The organism is Streptosporangium sp. NPDC051023 (assembly GCF_040689595.1).
Classification (GTDB): Bacteria; Actinomycetota; Actinomycetes; order Streptosporangiales; family Streptosporangiaceae; genus Streptosporangium.
This window is the reverse complement of the sequence record NZ_JBFBCE010000039.1, coordinates 15685-32849: the sequence shown is the minus strand read 5'-3', so window position 1 is coordinate 32849 and position 17165 is coordinate 15685. Positions and strand designations below refer to the sequence as shown.

Sequence of the window (17165 nt, the reverse complement as noted above, 5' to 3'; positions counted from 1 at the left end):
GGACGTGCCGTTCGAGGAGCGGACGGCCGACTTCTACTCCCCCGGCGTCTCGCTGAACCGGCTCCGGCCGCGCCGGGACGCCGCCCCTCCCGACCTGCTGCTGCGGATGCTGGAGCCGCCGCCGGTCAAGGTCCGGCACATACCGCTGGTCGACCTGCTCAGGAGGCCGTACCGCGATCTGGGCGGCGGAGAGTAGCCTCCCCGCCCCACGTGTCCCCCACGTGTCCCCCACGGTCTCCCCGGCGGTGTCCCGGTTACGTCCCGGTGATCCTCCGGTGACGTCCCCGCGCTGTCCGTCACGCTGTCCGCCAGGATGTCCGTCACGGTGTCCCGAGTGATCCTCGTCGCTGTTCGGTCACACATCGGCTCCGATCTCGGATCGGGGTTCCGCGGGGTCCGCGGACCGGCGGGGGACCCCGGCCTCCCGGAGCCGGATCGCGCCCGGCGAGTGGCCGGACCCGGGGGACGGCACGTAGCGGCAGGTCGGAGCGGGTGCGTGCGGCCGCGCATTGATCTTGCCTGCCGCGTCGCGAGGGTGAACCCTCTGGAAACGGGTGAGGAAAAGTCCGATCTCCGTGTCCAAGATCGCCCTTCTCATCCCCGGATTGTGTCCGATTCCCGAATATTTCCGCGCCATGGAACCTCGCGATCCGGTCTGCGCATCTTCCAGATCCGCGTAGCATCATCGGGCATGGGGCAGCCGAACACGTCTACGCGCCGCCCGCGGCAGGCCGTATCGACGGCACTGGCCGCGGCGCTCGTCGTCGTTTCCTCGGGCTGCGGGTTGGCAGGCGGCTCCGCGTCCGCCGACCGGCTGCAGCTGGAGCCGATCAGCGTCTCGAGCCCCCAGCTGCGGGACGGCGCGGCTCTGCCGTCCGACTACTCGTGCAAGGGGTCGGCGGGCAATCCGCCGTTGCGGTGGTCGGGGGTCCCGAACGGTACCAAGTCGGTCGCGATCGTGGTCGACAACAACTCACGCACCGGTGCAGAGGTGAACTGGGTCGTGTTCGACATCGACCCGCGCACCAATGAGGTGGCCGAGAACAGCGTCCCCGTTGGGGCCGTGGAGGGAAGCGTGACCGGCGGCAAGGTGGCATACACCCCTCCCTGCCGTGCCCAGGAGAACTATCGTTTCACCGTCTACGCGCTCAACGCCAGGATCGATCTCGTCAAGGGTGCCGCCCTTGAGAAGACCCTGAAGAGCATCGCGGGCAAGACGATCGCCTGGGGACGACTCACCACGGCGCACATCGAGTGACAGGTCAAACACCGGAGGTAGTAATGGTTACCAATTCTTCACTTAGGGTGTGACAACGCTCATAGTGGTCCGACACAATCAGATCCAATGTCCGTGCGCAGGTGATGCAAGGGGGCAGGTCGCGTCGATGGCCGCGCGACCTCACCGGCGCCGCTGGAAGGCCATGGCCTTGAGGGTGGTGCAATGATCGCGGTCGTAGTCAGCCTGGTCGCCGTCGTGCTCCTCGTGCTCGTCGTCGTGGCACTGGGAATGCGGTCGATGAACCGCAGGGAGAGCGCTCTGCCTGCGGAGCGCCTGCGCGAGATGGCGGAGAAGGAGGCTCAGACGGCCTCCGTGTCCATCGACGATTTCGCGACGCGGGAACCGAAGATGAACCACTTCAGTCCCGACCTGACACCGTTCGACGAGCCGAAGCCGCCCCGCCAGCCACGCCCCGCGAGCTCGCGCGGCAAACGCGGCGTGAACGAGTTCGGCCAGGCCGACGACTACGACGACGACTACTGGACAAGGCTCCAGGCCGACGAGGGCGGTTTCGGAGGGTCCTTGGCGGCCAGGATGGGCGCGAGCCGTCCCATGCCCGAGGGCCAGGGCAAGCCTCCCGTGCCCCCCAGGTCCCCCAGGTCCCCCGTGGCCGACGCCGACGCGGTGACCGTGCAGGCGCCCCTGCCGAACAGGCAGCAGCCGCCCAGGCCCGCGCAGGCTCCGGTGCCGCCGCCCGCCCCCGCGGTCGCCTCCGCCTCACTTCCCTCCGGCCTCGCCGATCTGGTCGAGCCGGTTCAGCCGAACCCGGCTCCCACCGCCGCCGCGCTCGCGGAGCAGAAGACGGTCACCTTCGCGGCCCCGACGCCCGGCGCCTTCGGAGAAGGCCGCACCCCGCGCTCCCGCAGGGGCAGCGGACGCGGCGCCGCCGCGGGCAACAGCGCCGCGGCCTCCGGCAACGCGGCTCCCACGCGGCCCGACCCGCTGAACGACCCGCTGGGCGGCTCCTATCCGCGCGGCGCCGCTCCCGCGCCCGGCCGGGGTCAGGCGCCCTCCGCCGGGACGCCCGGACGCGGCACGACCGGCGGGACCGGCGGAACCACTGCCCAGAGCCCCGGCACAGGACCGCTTCCCCCGATGCCCCCGATGGGCCCGACCACCAGCGGTGGCTTCCCCGCGACCCCGGGCGCCGCCGCCCAGGCCGCGAGCCCGCTGCCTGGGTCGTACGGCGCAGGCAGCGTGCCCGAGCCGTCCAAGCCCATCTCGGACAACCCGTGGGCACGGGCCACGTCCCCCACCTCAGGGGGCTGGCCCGCGGCGAACACCGCCGACATACTCGACGACCCCGCGCCGTCGTACTCCTCGTACCAGAACCCGGTGTACAACGCCCCACCCGCCGCCTCGTACGAGGTGAGCTCCGGCTGGGCCACCATCGACGACGACGCGCTCACCGGGCCGACCCCGGCGATCTCCACCCCGACCGGCCCCTCAAGGACGGTCACCCCCTACGACGACCAGGCACGGACCGCGGGCAGGCCCGCCGGGGGCTACGGCTACGAGCCGGCCCCCACCGCCACCCCCTCTGCGTGGCCCGAGCCCGTCTCCGGCGGCGCCGACGGCACGGCCGGCGCCGCCTGGCCGAGCTACGGTGACCTCTACGGGACCGGCCCCGAGGTCGCCACGACCCCCGACGGGCAAGGGCATGGAGGCTCCCGCGGCAGTCGCCACCGGGCACAGGACCCGGACTACCCCGACTACTACCGCTGATTCCTCCCGGCGTCCGCAAAAGGCCACGCTGATCGCTTAACGACGAGGTGCCCACCGCATAGTGTCTGCCTCATGGGGACGGACACGAAGAGCTACAAGGCGATCACGAAGAGCACCCTCGCCTCCGTAGTACGGTACGACCTGCCCGCCTCCCTGGTGGTCTTCCTGGTGGCGGTGCCCCTCTCGCTGGGCATCGCGGTCGCCTCGGGGGCACCACCGGTGGCGGGACTGGTCGCCGGCGTGACCGGCGGGGTGGTCGCGGGTCTCCTGGGCGGCTCAACCGTCCAGGTGAGCGGACCCGCAGCAGGGCTGTCGCTGGTGGTCGCCGAGCTGGTCGTCACGTACGGCTGGCGGGCCACCTGCATGATCACCCTGCTGGCGGGCGGCCTGCAGCTGCTGCTGGGGACGTTCAAGGTCGCCCGCGCGGCGCTGGCGGTCTCCCCCGCCGTGGTGCACGGCATGCTCGCCGGAGTCGGCGCAGCCATCGCCCTCGCCCAGCTGCACGTGGTCCTCGGCGGCAGGCCGCAGCGCTCCGCCGTCGAGAACCTGATCGAGCTGCCGGGTCAGATCGCGAACAACCACAGCCACGCGGTCTTCGTCGGCCTGCTCACCATCGGCGTCCTGCTCGGCTGGACCCGCCTGCCGCGACGCCTCAGGGTCGTGCCCGCGCCGCTGGCCGCCCTGGCCGCCGCCTCGGTGACCGCCCTGCTATTCGGCTGGGACGTCACCCGCATCGACCTGTCGGCGAGCCTAAGCGAGTGGGCCACGCCGGTGTGGCCGAGGGGCGACTGGCACGGGATCATCGGCGCGGTGCTGCTCGTCGCGCTGCTGGCGGGGGTCGAGTCGATGCTCTGCGCGGTCGCCGTCGACAAGAAGCGCGGCGGCAGGCGCTCTGACCTGGACAGGGAGCTCACCGCCCAGGGCGTGGCCAACATCGTGAGCGGTGCGCTGGGCGGCCTGCCCGTCGCGGGGGTCATCGTGCGCAGCACGGCCAACCTGCGCGCCGGGGCCCGCAGCCGCTGGTCGACGGTCCTGCACGGCCTGTGGATCCTGGTGTTCGCCGTCTGCCTGGGATGGACGATCACACTGATCCCGGTGGAGGCACTGGCGGCCCTGCTGATCTTCATCGGCGTCCAGATGGTCAACATGGGGCATCTGCGCAACCTGCGTGGCCACGGTGAGATCCCGGTCTACTTCGCCACCATGTCGGGAGTCGTGCTGCTCGGCCTCCCCGAGGGCGTCCTGCTCGGCCTCGGCCTCGCCGCGTTGTCGGCGCTGCGCCGCCTCACCACGGTGACCGTACGGGCCAGGCCGGAGCCGGACGGTCGCTGGCACGTGCTCATCGGCGGCTCGCTGACCTTCCTCGGCGTGCCCAGGATCACCTCGGAGCTGCACGCCATCCCCGTGGGAGCGGCGGTCGAGCTGGGCCTGAACATCGACTTCATGGACAACGCGGCCTTCGAGGCCATCCACGCCTGGCGCCAGGAGCACGAGCGCGGGGGCGGCAGCGTGGACATCGACGAGATCCACGACGAGTGGTATGCCATGGCCGCCAGCGGTGCCAGGGTTTTTCCCGTCAAGTCCCCGCTGCGGGCGCCGGATCGCTGGTGGCTGCCCTGGGCCCACCGGCGGCGGGATTGGCGGGCGGAGGCGGACCCGCGGGCCCGGCACGCCTCTGACGAGGCCGTCCCCGCCGCGCCGGACCGACACCCGCGAGGAGAGGGCGGCCTCCCGGCGCCCGCACCCGACCTGCTCGCCGGGGCACGGGAGTTCCACCGCCGCACAGCGCCGCTGGTCCGGCCGTTCCTGCACGCGATGGCCCGCAAGCAAGAGCCGGCCCACCTGTTCATCACCTGCGCCGACTCCCGGATCGTGCCGAATCTGATCACCGCGAGCGGCCCCGGGGACCTGTTCACCGTCCGCAACATCGGCAATCTGGTCCCCCGCTGGGACAGCGCGCCGCAGGACGACTCGGTGGGCGCCGCGATCGAGTACGCCACCGGCGCTCTCGGCGTCAAGACCGTCACGGTCTGCGGCCACTCGGGCTGCGGGGCGATGGCCGCGCTGCTCAGCGGGGGCGAGAAGGCCGCGGGGCTGCCCGCGCTCGGCCGCTGGCTGCACCACGGCAACCACAGCCTGGCGCGTTTCGTCTCCTCGGAGAGCGACGGCACGGACGACGGACCGCTGGACCGCCTGTGCCGCATCAACGTGCTCCAGCAGTTGGAGAACCTGCGCACCCATCCTGAGGTGGACCGGCTGGTCAGGCAGGGGCATCTGGAGCTGGTCGGCCTCTACTTCGACATCGCCACGGCCAGAGTCCACATCCTCGAACAGCCGCCGGTCCTCTCGGGCCCACTCTGAGCCGTACGGCTTGCGCCAGGGGTGAAAGCCCGTGATCTCACCGCGGCACTGAGCGAACATTGGGCACTATGAGAACTCTGATCATCGGCGGTTCGGTCTTCCTCGGCCGGGCGATCGTCGAGGAGGCGCTGCGGCGCGGGCACGAGGTCACAACGTTCAACCGGGGCAAGAGCGGCGTGGACCTGCCCGGTGTCGAAGCGGTGAGGGGCGACCGCGAGGTCGCGGAGGATCTGGCGCGCCTGGCCGAGGGGCGGGAGTGGGACGCCGTCGTCGACGTCTGCGGGTTCGTCCCCCGGGTGGTCGGCGAGTCGGTGCGCGCGCTGAACGGGAAGGCAGCCACCTACGCGTTCGTCTCCAGCATCTCGGCCTGCTCGGCCTGGCCCGCCGAGACAGGCGCCGACGAGGGCTCGCCCCGGTTCGAGTGCGCCCCCGACGCCGGTCCAGAGGATGGGGACTACGGCACGCTCAAGGCGGGGTGCGAGCGCGCGGTCGAGCAGGGCTTCGACGGCAACGCCCTGATCATCGAGCCGGGGCTCATCCTCGGGCCGCACGAGAACGTCGGCCGCCTGCCCTGGTGGCTCACCCGCGTCGCCGCGGGCGGCCGGATCCTCGCCCCCGGCAGTCCCGAGGTGGCGATGCAGGTCATCGATGCGCGTGACATTGCCGCCTTCACCCTCTCCCAGGCGGAGGCGGGGGTGAACGACCGCTTCTTCACCGGCGGGGTGCTGGGTAACACCACCTACGGCGACTGGCTGGCTGAGTGCCGGACAGTGACGGGTTCGGACGCAGAGTTCGACTGGGTGAAGGATCACTTCCTGCTCGACCGGGAGGTCCAGCCCTGGACCGAGCTGCCGCTGTGGGCGCCGGAGAGTCCCGACTTCGCCGGCGTCTGGCTGGCCTCGTCCGCGAAGGCCCATGCGGCGGGGCTGCGCTGCCGTCCCGTCGCCGAGACCGTCCGCGACACCTGGGCCTGGCTCCGCGACGTCCCCGTGGCGGAGCGTTCCTTCGGCAGGCACGGCATCGATCAGGAGAAGGAGGCCAGGATCCTGGCGGAGTGGACAAGGGCATAGAAGCGGTAAACGGCTTGGAGGTCGGCGATGGCTGCTGGATGGCGCGCGCTGCGGGAGGACATGGTGACGGAGGTGTGCGAGCGCGGGATCAGCGACGCCGTCGCCGAGGCGTTGCTCACGGTGCCCAGGCACGTGTTCCTTCCCGAGCTCCCCGTCGAGGTCGTGTACCAGGACGACGCCATCGTGACCAAGCGCGACGCGCACGGCAGGCCGATCAGTTCCTCCTCACAGCCCGCGATGATGGCCATCATGCTCGACCAGCTCGGGGTCGAGCCGGGCCAGCGGGTGCTGGAGATCGGCGCGGGAACGGGATACAACGCCGCGGTGCTCGCGCACCTGGTGGGGCCGCGAGGGCGGGTCGTCAGCGTCGACATCGACGCGGACCTGGTGCGACGGGCTCGGGAGCACCTGGCCCGGGCGGGATATCCCGAGGTCGAGGTGGTGTACGGCGACGGCGTCGAGGGGTTCGCCCCTGAGGCGCCCTACGACCGGGTGATCGCCACCGTCGGCGTGTGGGATCTCGCCCCCGCCTGGCTGGACCAGCTCGGGCCCGGCGGGCGCCTCGTCGCGCCGCTGGACCTGCGCGGGGTGCAGCGCTCGGTGGCGTTCGAACGGGCGGGCGGGCACTGGACGAGCCGGTCGGCCGTGCCCTGCGGGTTCATGCGGATGCGGGGCCCCTTTGCCGGCCCTGAGACGATCCTGGTCCTGGACTGGGACACCGACCTGACGATCTCGCTGCCGGAGGCGGAGGAGATCGGCGACATCCTGACGGCACTCGACGGCCCCGTGACCGAACTGCCGACCGGGGTGGGCGCGGGCCGGGGGCAGCTCCTCGACGGGCTGAACCTGTGGCTGGCCGTGCACGAGCCCCGCTGGTGCACGATGTCGGAGACCCGGCCAGGATGGCTGGCGGCGGGTCCGCTCGATCTCGAGGGGTTCAAAACGTCCATCGGAATCGTCGAGGGTGACAGCCTCTGCCTGCTGGAGTGGGGATCGGACGGCACCCTGGTCGCACGGGGCTACGGGCCGGAAAGGAACAGGCTCGCCGACGACCTCTCCGCCCATGTCCAGGCATGGTACGGAGCCGGACAGCCGATGACGACCGGCCTGCGCATCGATGCCCATCTCGGGGCCCCGCCCCGCGACGGCCTGGTCATCCGCAAACGGCACACCAGCCTCGTCCTGTCATGGAACCTCGGCTGAGCCCTCTCCCGCGCCCGGACGTTTTGTCGGTGGGCTTCGGCAAGATGTGAGCCGGCACGGCCGAATTCCGAACCGGGTTCCGAACCGGGTTCCTAACCGGGTTCCGAGGCGTTCGCGGGCCCGCGAGGAAACACCGGGCACCGCGCTCCGTGCGCCCCATGACGTGGGAGAACACGGCCGCTCCTGACGCGACGACGGCCGCTCGGCGCGCGAGCGGCGGACTTACGGAGGCAAGAACATGGTTGACCTGGACGGAGATGACAGGGGCAGGCCTGAGGGAAAGGTTCTCTGGCATGTGACGATGTCGCTGGACGGTTTCATCTCGGGGCCGGGCGGCGCGATGGACTGGGTCTTCGAGCACCCTTCCGAGCCGTCGGCCGCGGCCGAGGAGACGATCCGGACCACCGGCGCCGTGCTGGCGGGCAGGCGATGGTACGACGAGGCGAAGAGCATCCACGGCGGTCTTGAGGGGATCTACGGCGGAGCCTGGAGCGGCCCCGTGTTCGTCCTCACGCACCGCCCCTCCCCCGCCCGGGATGAGGAGCCCGCGGTCACCTTCCTCTCCGGTGACGTCCGCGACGCGGTCGCCGCGGCCCTCCACGCGGCCGGGGGAAAGAACGTCGTCATGTTCGGTGCCGACGTCACCCGGCAGTGCGTCGAGGAGGGGCTGGTCGACGAGATCCTCATCCACCTCGTGCCGGTGCTGCTGGGGGACGGCGTCCGGCTCTTCGGAGGGCCGGGCGGCAGGCGCACCAGCCTGGAGAAGATCGGCCGGGGGCGGCCGAGGCAGCTGACGGACCTTCGCTTCCGCGTCCTGAAGGACACCGCGTCCTGAGGCGGACGGGTGAGCGTCCCGAAGGACACCGCGCCCCGAAGCGGGCGTCCGAGTGATCCGCCTGCGATCCGTGCGGGCAGGAGTTCCCGTACGGATCGCGGGAACGATCGAGATACGACAGCGCCTCCCCGATCGAGATACGACAGCGCCTCCCCGGGGGGATATGCCGCAAAAATCCCCACCCCTGAGCTTCCAGGCGATGTGGTGTAGAAACACCAGAGATTCCGGTAGATGTCGCCATGCTCGGCAGTCAGACAGTCATGACCAGGATGCGCCCACCATGCTTTTCCCGGTTGATATGTGGGTCATTAACCTTCTCGACTCCGTCTGATTCATTTCTGCTCATCGGATCGAGTCCTGGGCGACTTAGCGTCCTTGCTTGCCCCCCCAACCCCCCGCGTACGAGGAGCAAGCGTATGTTCCGACGCAAGAAACTGACGGTGGCGTCCACGACCGCCGCCGTCGGCAGCGCGGCCGTTTTCGCGGCCGTGACCCTGTCCGGAGGCGTGGCGAACGCCGCAACGGCCACCTTCAACCCGGTGGCGGACACCTATGTGGACAACAGCCACACCAGCACCAACTACGGTACGTCCGGGCAGCTGGGCGTCGACAACTCCCCGATCAAACGGATGTTCCTGCGGTTCACCGTCACCGGGATCACCGGCACGATCAGCAACGTCAAACTGCGCGTCCACGTCGACGACGTGGCCGGTGCGGAGAGCAGTGTCGGCGGTACCTTCAAGGGCCTGAGCAACACCACCTGGTCCGAGACCGGCACCACGTGGAACAACCAGCCGTCCATCGACGGGGCCACGCTGGGCACGCTCGGCGCGGTCACCCAGAACTCCTGGTATGAGCTCGACGTCACGCCGTACGTGACCGGCAACGGCACCTACAGCATCGGCGTCACCTCCTCCAGCACGAACGGCGCCGACTACGACTCGCGGGAGAGCGGGGCCGCGACCGCGCCCCAGCTCGTGGTGACCACCGACGCGGGCTCGACCCCGACCCCGACGCCCACCCCGACCCCCACCCCCACCGCGACGTCCGGCGACCCGGTGCTCGTCGGCGCGGGCGACATCTCCAACTCGGGCTCCGGTGACACCGCGACCGCCGCGCTGCTCGACAACATCCCCGGCACGGTCTTCACGCTCGGCGACAACGTCTACGACAGCGGGACCACCTCCGAGTTCAACACCTACTACAACCCGACCTGGGGACGTCACAAGGCGCGCACCAAGCCGGTCCCGGGCAACCACGACTACAACACCTCCGGTGCGACGGGCTACTACGGCTACTTCGGCGCGGCGGCGGGCGACCCGTCCAAGGGGTACTACTCCTACGACATCGGCTCGAACTGGCACGTCATCGTGGTCAACTCCAACTGCTCGGCCATCGGCGGCTGTAACGCCGGGTCCGCCCAGGAGACGTGGCTGCGCGCCGACCTGACCGCCAACACCAAGCCGTGCACGGTGGCGATGTGGCACCACCCGCGCTACACCTCGGGCGCCAACCACTCGCCTGACACCTCGGTCGCGCCGATCGTGCAGGCGCTGTACGACAACAACGCCGACCTGATCCTGACCGGCCACAACCACCAGTACGAGCGGTTCGCGCCGATCAACCCGTCCAACCAGCTCGACAACACGCGCGGCATCCGGCACTTCGTCGTCGGGTCCGGCGGGGCCAGCCACTACTCGTTCGGGACGATCCTGCCCAACAGCGAGGTCCGCAACAGCGACACCTACGGCGTCCTGAAGGTCACCCTCCACCCGAACAGCTACAGCTGGCAGTTCGTGCCGGAGGCCGGTAAGACGTTCACCGACAGCGGCACCACCGCCTGCCACTGACGACGTGTACCTCTCCACTCTCGACAGGAGTCGAGCCGCCGGCGGCCCCGTACGGGCCGTCGGCGGCACGGTGCTCGCGCTCGGCACGGTCAGTCTTGTGACGGACGTGTCGGCCGAGATGGTGACCGCGATCCTGCCGCTGTACCTGGTCGTCGGGCTGCAGTTCAGCCCGGCGGCCTACGGCGTCATCGACGGTCTGTACACCGGCGCGACCGTGCTGCTGCGGCTGGTCGGCGGATACGTCGCCGACCGGATCAACCGCCACAAGACCGTCGCGGGGATCGGCTACGGGCTCTCGGCGTTCGCCAAGCTGGGGCTGCTCGCGGCCGGGACCTCGGGACCGCTCATCGGACTGGTGATCACGGCGGACCGGGCGGGGAAGGGCCTGCGCACGGCTCCCCGGGACGCGCTGATCACCCTCGCCACCCCGCAGGAACGGCTCGGCAGGGCGTTCGGGGTGCACCGGACGATGGACGCCGTCGGCGCCTTCCTCGGGCCGATCGCCACGCTCGGTGTGCTCGCGCTGGGGGGCGGGGCGTTCGGGCCCGTCTTCATGGCGAGCTTCTGCGTCGCGCTGCTGGCCGTACTCATCCTCGTGCTGTTCGTGCCGAACGCCAAAGGGACCCGTCCCCACCCGTCCGCCGTGTCGTGGCGGGCCGTCGCCCGGCTCGGACGCGGCCGTCTGCTGCCGGCCGCGTGCCTGCTGGGCCTCGTCACGATCGGTGACGGGTTCGTCTACCTCGTCCTGCAGCGGCGCGTCGAGCTGGGCATCGGCTGGTTCCCGATGCTGGCGGTCGGCACGAGCCTGGTCTACCTGCTGCTGGCCGCCCCGCTCGGCAGGCTGGCCGACCGGATCGGACGGCTGAAGGTGTTCATCTGCGGGAACGCGACGCTCATCGGCGTCTACCTGCTCCTGGACGGCCCGCTCGGCGGCTGGCCGTTGATCGTCCTGGTGCTGGCGCTCTACGGGACGTTCTACGCGGCGACCGACGGCATCCTGATGGCGCTGGCGGGGTCGATGCTCCCGCCGGAGCTGCGCGCCACCGGAATGGCCCTGGTGCAGAGCGGCCAGGCCCTGTCCTACGCCGTCTCCTCGGTGCTGTTCGGGCTCGCCTGGCAGGCCTGGGGAACGGGACCCGCCTGCCTGGTCGCCGCCGCCGCGACCGCGATCGCCCTGCCCCTGACCGCGTTCCTCCTCGCCAAGGAGTCATGATCGCTCTCAGCCCGCGCATACGCGTCCTCGTGACCGTCCTCGCCGCCCTGCTGCTCGCCGGGGTCGCCGTCGCCTACACGGCACTGGCCAGGGACCGGCCGCCCGTCGCCACGGGATCCAGCCCGGTGGGCGGCGGCCCGCGCCTGCAGGTGCTGACCAACGGTCGCCTGTCAACGGTCTCCCGCGCCGACCCCGGCGGTCCGCGCGAGGTCACCGAACTGCAGTGTGACCGCGCCTACACCGCCGGAGGAACGGTCGCCTGCCTGAAACCCGTCGGGCCGCTCAGCTCGACCGGCCTGATCGTCCTCGACGCGTCCCTGCGCGAGCGCTCGGCCCTGCCGCTGACGGGTTTCCCGAACCGGCTGCGTGTCTCGTCCACGGGCAGGATGGTCGCCTGGACGCTGTTCATCGACGGGCACTCGTACGCGACGACCGGCTTCTCCACCAGGGCGGGCATCCTCGACACCCGCACGGGACGTCTGGTGAAGTCCCTGGAGGAGTTCACGATCACGCTGGACGGCCACCCGTACCGCAACGCCGACGTCAACTTCTGGGGCGTCACGTTCACCGCCGACGACAACCGCTTCTACGCGACGATGTCCACGAACGGCCGTCGCCACCTGGTCGAGGGCGACTTCGCGGCGAGGACGGTCAAAACGCTGCGCGACAACGTCGAATGCCCGTCCCTGTCCCCCGACGGCACCAGGATCGCCTACAAGTCCGCCATCGACGCCGATCCGAAGAAGGGCTGGCGGCTGTCCGTCCTGGACCTGGCCACCCAACGGATCACGCCCCTGGCCGAGACCCGCAGCGTGGACGACCAGGCCGCCTGGCTGGACGACCAGACCGTCGCCTACGCGCTGCAGACCAGCGACGGCACCAACAACACCTGGTCCGTCCCCGCCGACGGCACGGGCACCCCTCGGCTTCTGGTCCCGGGAGCCAACTCACCGGCCCCGTCCGAGGTCCTCGCGGCCGGCCGGTAGCACGGCGCCTCCGGCTTGTCCGGAAGCCGGAGGCGCCACAAGCCCGCATCGCCGAACCGGCGAGGGCGTCGAGAGGTCAGGGGCCGGTGAGACGGCGCTCGCCGTGAGTGGTGACCACGAAGACCTGCCAGTTGTAGTACGCGTAGTAGTCCCTGATGTCCCGCTTCATCTGACGCGCGTGCAACAGCACAGCGTCGACGTACGCCTGGGAGTGGTTGTAGGCGTACAGTGCCCGCCGATAGTCGCGCGGCGCCCCCGAGGCGTGCAGGTAGTTCGCCGCCGCGAGGAGCGCGTCCCCGGTGTCGTCGATGTCACCGCCCATTCCGTAGGCGTCCCAGGTCCCGGGCATGAACTGCATGGGTCCCTTGGCGCCCACGTAACTTGGCGACCGCACGCGGCCGAACTTGGTCTCCACGAACATCACCGCCGCCAGCACCTCCCACTCGACGCCGAACCGGCGCTCGGCACGCCGGAAGTGGCCGAGCAGGACATCCGCGGGCTCGGGCGGCTCGACGCGGAGTTTCGCCGGGTCGCGGACGGGGTGGACGAGGGAGAGCAGATCCCGGATGGCCGTCACGTTGTCCTTCACCCGCCCGACCAGGGCCTTCGGCAAGCTGGCGTAGACACCGGAGGCGACCTTCGGATTGCGGGCCAGGTAACGGTAGACACGCTGCTGGTACAGGGCCAGCAGCACCACCGGCTCAGGGGGATGCCCCTTGGCGGACTCTCCCTCGCGCACCCAGTCGTCCGTTGCGCGCCGGAGTTCCGCGATGGTTTCGCTCAGGGAACGGGCCAGCCGTGACGGGTCATGGGGGATCGCCGCGTCCGGGGCGGGCGGGACGTACACCTGACGTGCGGACTCCTTCACCGGAGGCGTCGCCGACTGCTCTTGAGCCGGCCGCATCTCCGACCGCTCCTGGGCCGGCCGCGTCGCCGTACGGCCGGAAGCCGCCGGTGAGGCAGCGCCCTGCGAGGCGGCACAGCCGGAGATCGCGACGGCCAGCCCGACGAGCGAGGCGACCAGCCTGCCCGCGCGCCCGCCCGGCCGCCCGCTGTCGGCTACGTCCTCCACGGCCGCCGCCTGCCTGCCGGGCCGGTGACCACGCCCCGGCCTTTCACTCCTCACGCGCTGATCCTCCACCGGCCCCAACGTACCCGAGCGGTGATCTCTCAGACCGTTTCCCCGGGTGACGGCGGCGAGCGCCCGCCGTGCCAGATCAGCCGATTTCGCCTCGCGCGTGGCACTGAACATCTGTTTTGTGGCGGGTGCAGCGGCGTGCCTTCAGGCCTTGGCGGCTTTCTGCAGCGCCATCCACGCCGCGTACCTGGTGGGCACCGTTGCCCACCAGGCGTGGTTGTTCATCGCCTCCAGGGCCCGTAGGCGCTGTTCGCGCGCCTCGGCCAGCTCGGCCCGCTGCTCCTCGGAGATCTCCGCCTCCCCCGCCACGATCGCCGGCGACGGCGGCAACGCCTCCGTCACCTCCAGCACACGGGCGTCCGCCGCCCAGTAGGCGCGCTGGAGCTCAAGCAGGTCGGCTGGGAACTCATAGTCGGACATCGGCGAATCTCCCCCGGGTGGTGCGTTCCGGGCGATCCTAAACCGCACACTCAGGCAAACCGAAAGCGCCCCGCCCACCCTCGGGAGAAGATGAGCAGGGCACAGGCCCGTTACCGCGGCGTTCGGCATCGGGTGTCGATCGCCACCGTGGCTCGCGAAAACCTGGGGGCTCCGGCCCCCTCCCGGCCCCACGCGGGTACTTGCCGGTGGAACGATCCGATGCCACGGGTGTCCCGAAGAGGAAATCTCAGGCTTTCACGAGACCTGGTACGGCTCACTCCGCCCCGGGTTCATCGCCCGAGGCGATGTGGGGTGATCCGACGAGATGACGGGATCACGTACGGCAAGCCGTGGCCGCTATCGGCCAGGTGACCAACGTTGCACTCTCTGGTACGCCCTTACCTTTTGTTCTAATTTGAAGTCAATTCTGCGACAAGAAGAGATAGCGCACGTTCTCCGCGAGGTGATGGGAGCGCGCGTCGTTCGATCGCGTCGGCACAGCGGTCGCACCGTCGCCGCGTCGTTGAGACGGCTCGTCGTCCTCGTGTGGCCAAGGTTCGGGGCCGGCAGAGAGGTGATCGAGTGATTGCGCGCAGACGAGTGGGGACGGCTTTGCTGATCGCGGCGTTGATCGCCGTGATCGGTGGATCCGGGCCCCTGTCCATGGGGGTTGGGGCAGCGGCGGCGACGTGGCCTCAGACCCCGAAGGTCGATCCGCCCCCGCTCCCCGTCGATCCGGTAACGCCCCAGGAGTCGCTGGACGGTCTCGGAATCAGCGGGTATCCGGACCGGCTGAGTGTCCAGCCGGGCGAGTCCGTGAAGTTCATGGTGAGCACCAAAAGCCCGGCGTTTCGGGCGACGATGGTGCGGGTGGTGCACGGTGACGCGGATCCGCGCGGGCCGGGCATCAAGGAGCAGGTCATCGAGTCCGACGTCAACAAGGAGTACCCCGGCCGGTATCAGACGCTGCCGCTGGGCTCGTACGTGACCGTTCCCGACGATGACGACCTGCGGCCGGACGGAAGCTTCACCATCACGGCGTGGATCGCGCCGACCACCGTCCCCGGTTCCACGCTCAACCCCATCGCCTACCGGCGAACCCCCGTCGGCACGGGAGCGGTCCAGGGGATCGTGACCAAGTGGTCGGAGACGGAAAAGGCCGGATACGGCATGTTCGTGGACCGGGACGGCGGGCTGGGCCTGCGGCTGGCCGATCGGGCCGGGCGCACCCAGACGGTGAGTACCGGCGTGAAGCTGAAGCCATGGGCCCCGGCGCTGCGGGGCGTCGAACCCGGCGGCGCTGTACGGCCGCAGCATGTGAACTCCTCCGGCTGGTACTTCGCCGCGGTCTCGTACGACGCCGGGACCGGCAAGGTGGGGCTGTACCAGTATCCGCTGACCGGTCTTCCCAACGACTCCCAGGCCGTCGTCACCCGGACGATCGAGGCCCGCGGGCTGAAGAACGCCACCGCCCCGCTGCTGATCGCCGCCTACCAGGGCGACCGGGACCGGCCGACCGGGTTCTACAACGGCAAGATCGACGCCCCGCGGGTGTACGACCGGGCACTGGACGAGCGGGAGATCCAGGCCCTGCGACGCGGCGGACCGGCCGGGCGGGCGGTGGCAGCCTTCGACTTCTCCCAGAAGATGGACACCGACCAGGTCGTGGACACCTCCCGCAACCATCTGCGCGGCCGCGCGGTCAACCTGCCGGTCCGGGCCGTCACCGGCCATAACTGGCAGGCCGAGGAGCAGGACTTCAAACAGGTGCCCGAGCAGTACGGGGCGATGTACTTCCACGACGACGACCTGGGCGACGCCACCTGGGAGCCCAGCTTCACCTGGCGGGTGCCCGCCGACGCCCGCAGCGGCGTGTACGCGGCCAAGCTGGAGGCGGACGGGCGCGTCTACCACGCCACCTTCGTGGTACGGCCCAAGCACGGCAGGCCCACCTCGAAGATCGCCCTGCTGGTGCCGACGTTCAGCTACCTGGCCTACGGCATGACGGGCTACTTCGTGAGCGGGATGAGCCAGTACTCCCAGCACACCGACGGCAGCGGCGTGGTCTACTCCTCCCACCTGCGCCCGCTCACCAACCTGCGGCCGTACGCCTCCGGCCTCAAGGGTGAGGGCAGGCCGTGGCAGTTCGAGGCCGACACCCACATCATCGACTGGCTGGAGTCCACCGGTCACACCGTCGACTACATCACCGATCACGACCTGCACCGGGAAGGCAGGAAGCTGCTGGACGACTACAAGGTCGTCCTCACCGGCAGCCACCCCGAGTACACTTCGGCGCCCATGCTCGACGCCCTGCAAGGCTGGCTGAACGACGGCGGCCGCCTCATGTATCTGGGCGGCAACGGCTTCTACTGGGTCACCCCGCTCGACCGCACCGGCACCTACACCGAGCTGCGCCGCCACGACGGCACCGAGGCCTGGCAGGGCGCCCCCGGCGAGTACTACCACAACACCACCGGCGAATTCGGCGGCCTGTGGCGCTTCCGCGGCCGTCCCCCGCAGCAACTGGCCGGCGTCGGCTTCACCGCTCAGGGCTTCGGCTCCCGCCTGGGCACCGGGCTGTACAACCGCCCCCTGGACCGCTCCCCCCAGAGCCACGACCCCAAAGCCGCCTGGGTCTTCGACGGCGTCAAGGCCACCGGCCCCATCGGCGACTTCGATTCCCTGCAGAGTCGAGGCGGCCCCATGGGCGAGGAGCTCGACCGCGCCGACTACGCCCTGGGCACCGCCGACAACACCATCGTCCTGGGCTCGGGCACCGGCTTCGGCGACGAGTACATGTTCGTCAAGGAAGAGAACAACACCGCCAACCTCATGGAGGGCGGCACCGTCAACTGGCTGGTCCGCGGCGACGTGGCCCTCACCTACTACCCCAAGGGGGGCGCGGTCTTCGCGGCCAGCTCCATCGCCTGGGCCGGCAGCCTGTTCTACAACAACTACGACAACGACATCGCCACCATCACCGGGAACGTCCTGGACACCTTCTCCTCCGGCAAGCCGCTCCCGGGCACCGGCTGACCCGGCTCCGCACCGACCGACGGGGCGGCGTCTGCCGCCCCGTCCG

General features: G+C 70.4%; 13 protein-coding genes. 11 read left to right on the top strand and 2 right to left on the bottom strand.

Annotated features, from left to right (window positions below; genetic code table 11):
- Nucleotides 1-4 precede the first annotated feature (4 nt).
- The 10 genes from AB0395_RS25200 to AB0395_RS25155 all read left to right on the top strand — a co-directional run bounded on the left by AB0395_RS25200 (nt 5) and on the right by AB0395_RS25155 (nt 12522).
- On the top strand, nt 5-196 hold the full coding sequence (locus tag AB0395_RS25200) for a hypothetical protein (RefSeq protein WP_366284469.1): 192 nt from the start codon (nt 5-7) through the stop codon (nt 194-196).
- Between the two features lie 495 nt (nt 197-691).
- The gene (locus AB0395_RS25195; protein ID WP_366284466.1) at nt 692-1258 is read left to right on the top strand and encodes a YbhB/YbcL family Raf kinase inhibitor-like protein; all 567 of its coding nucleotides are present in this window, start codon (nt 692-694) and stop codon (nt 1256-1258) included.
- 183 nt (nt 1259-1441) lie between these two features.
- The gene (locus AB0395_RS25190; protein WP_366284463.1) at nt 1442-3004 is read left to right on the top strand and encodes a hypothetical protein; all 1563 of its coding nucleotides are present in this window, start codon (nt 1442-1444) and stop codon (nt 3002-3004) included.
- A gap of 72 nt (nt 3005-3076) precedes the next feature.
- A complete protein-coding gene (locus AB0395_RS25185; RefSeq protein WP_366284462.1) occupies nt 3077-5365 on the top strand; it encodes a SulP family inorganic anion transporter in 2289 nt (762 codons plus the stop codon).
- Between the two features lie 68 nt (nt 5366-5433).
- Nucleotides 5434-6435 (top strand): NAD-dependent epimerase/dehydratase family protein, encoded by a 1002-nt coding sequence (locus AB0395_RS25180; protein ID WP_366284460.1) that lies wholly within the window; start codon nt 5434-5436, stop codon nt 6433-6435.
- Nucleotides 6436-6462: 27 nt separating this feature from the next.
- A complete protein-coding gene (gene fxlM / locus AB0395_RS25175) occupies nt 6463-7638 on the top strand; it encodes a methyltransferase, FxLD system (protein ID WP_366284457.1) in 1176 nt (391 codons plus the stop codon).
- A gap of 238 nt (nt 7639-7876) precedes the next feature.
- Nucleotides 7877-8473: a dihydrofolate reductase family protein gene (locus AB0395_RS25170; RefSeq protein ID WP_366284455.1), complete on the top strand. Its 597-nt coding sequence runs from the start codon at nt 7877-7879 to the stop codon at nt 8471-8473.
- Between the two features lie 416 nt (nt 8474-8889).
- Nucleotides 8890-10323 carry a DNRLRE domain-containing protein gene (locus AB0395_RS25165; protein ID WP_366284453.1) on the top strand — a complete coding sequence of 478 codons (1434 nt, stop codon included), beginning with the start codon at nt 8890-8892 and terminating at the stop codon, nt 10321-10323.
- A 4-nt stretch (nt 10324-10327) separates the two neighbouring features.
- The gene (locus tag AB0395_RS25160; RefSeq protein ID WP_366284452.1) at nt 10328-11536 is read left to right on the top strand and encodes an MFS transporter; all 1209 of its coding nucleotides are present in this window, start codon (nt 10328-10330) and stop codon (nt 11534-11536) included.
- Entirely contained in the window at nt 11533-12522 is a 990-nt protein-coding gene (locus AB0395_RS25155) for a hypothetical protein (protein ID WP_366284450.1), read from the top strand. Before AB0395_RS25160 ends, AB0395_RS25155 begins: the two co-directional genes overlap by 4 nt.
- 76 nt (nt 12523-12598) lie before the next feature.
- Here AB0395_RS25155 and AB0395_RS25150 read toward each other — a convergent pair whose 3' ends face one another.
- On the bottom strand, nt 12599-13648 hold the full coding sequence (locus tag AB0395_RS25150; RefSeq protein ID WP_366284448.1) for a transglycosylase SLT domain-containing protein: 1050 nt from the start codon (nt 13646-13648) through the stop codon (nt 12599-12601).
- Between the two features lie 156 nt (nt 13649-13804).
- A complete protein-coding gene (locus AB0395_RS25145; RefSeq protein WP_366284446.1) occupies nt 13805-14080 on the bottom strand; it encodes a hypothetical protein in 276 nt (91 codons plus the stop codon).
- A gap of 582 nt (nt 14081-14662) precedes the next feature.
- Here AB0395_RS25145 and AB0395_RS25140 point away from each other — a divergent pair.
- Nucleotides 14663-17119 carry a LamG domain-containing protein gene (locus AB0395_RS25140; RefSeq protein ID WP_366284444.1) on the top strand — a complete coding sequence of 819 codons (2457 nt, stop codon included), beginning with the start codon at nt 14663-14665 and terminating at the stop codon, nt 17117-17119.
- Nucleotides 17120-17165 lie beyond the last annotated feature (46 nt).

Bases quoted from the DNA above. Each gene is read 5' to 3' on its own strand.
- AB0395_RS25195 (WP_366284466.1), top strand. From the start codon at position 692: ATGGGGCAGCCGAACACGTCTACGCGCCGCCCGCGGCAGGCCGTATCG.
- AB0395_RS25190 (WP_366284463.1), top strand. From the start codon at position 1,442: ATGATCGCGGTCGTAGTCAGCCTGGTCGCCGTCGTGCTCCTCGTGCTC.
- AB0395_RS25185 (WP_366284462.1), top strand. From the start codon at position 3,077: ATGGGGACGGACACGAAGAGCTACAAGGCGATCACGAAGAGCACCCTC.
- AB0395_RS25180 (WP_366284460.1), top strand. From the start codon at position 5,434: ATGAGAACTCTGATCATCGGCGGTTCGGTCTTCCTCGGCCGGGCGATC.
- fxlM (WP_366284457.1), top strand. From the start codon at position 6,463: ATGGCTGCTGGATGGCGCGCGCTGCGGGAGGACATGGTGACGGAGGTG.
- AB0395_RS25170 (WP_366284455.1), top strand. From the start codon at position 7,877: ATGGTTGACCTGGACGGAGATGACAGGGGCAGGCCTGAGGGAAAGGTT.
- AB0395_RS25165 (WP_366284453.1), top strand. From the start codon at position 8,890: ATGTTCCGACGCAAGAAACTGACGGTGGCGTCCACGACCGCCGCCGTC.
- AB0395_RS25155 (WP_366284450.1), top strand. From the start codon at position 11,533: ATGATCGCTCTCAGCCCGCGCATACGCGTCCTCGTGACCGTCCTCGCC.
- AB0395_RS25145 (WP_366284446.1), bottom strand. From the start codon at position 14,080: ATGTCCGACTATGAGTTCCCAGCCGACCTGCTTGAGCTCCAGCGCGCC.